The following is a 484-nucleotide window of genomic DNA, read 5'->3' as shown; positions in this document are numbered from 1 at the left end:
TGGGGGTTGGTTGAGGTGCACTGTGTTGTGTTGTTGTTTTGCTTGGTTGAGGCGCTCTTTGTCGCGTTCTTTGATTCGCTGGTCGACGCGCTCGTTGACGCACTCGTTGATGCGCTGGTTGTGGCACTAGTTGAGGCGCTCGTCGATGCACTCGTTGACGCACTTGTTGAGGCGCTCGTTGACGCACTTGTTGATGCACTTACTGAGGCGCTCGTCGATGCACTTACTGAGGCGCTCATTGAAGCGCTCGTCGATGCACTTACTGAGGCACTAGTTGAAGCGCTCGTTGACGCACTAGTCGAGGCGCTGGTTGAGGCACTCGTTGATGCACTCGTTGAGGCGCTCGTTGAGGCACTTGCTGAGGCACTCGTTGATGCACTTGTTGACGCACTCGTCGAGGCGCTGGCTGACGCACTCGTTGACGCACTCGCTGCAGCACTCGTTCAAGCGCTGGTTGCGGCACTCGTTGACGCACACGCTGAGG

General features: G+C 57.4%; 1 protein-coding gene. It reads left to right on the top strand.

Translation table 11 applies throughout. The annotated features are described in order from the left end of the window. Nucleotides 1-15: 15 nt before the first annotated feature. A partial coding sequence (locus tag CBG10_RS11320; protein WP_179231260.1) for a hypothetical protein occupies nucleotides 16-484 on the top strand: 469 nt, incomplete at its 3' end.

Origin of the sequence: Limosilactobacillus reuteri, from assembly GCF_002254085.1 — a bacterium.
GTDB classification, from domain to species: domain Bacteria; phylum Bacillota; class Bacilli; order Lactobacillales; family Lactobacillaceae; genus Limosilactobacillus; species Limosilactobacillus reuteri_K.
Note: the sequence above shows the minus strand (reverse complement) of the source record. Positions and strands in the feature narration are given on the sequence as shown.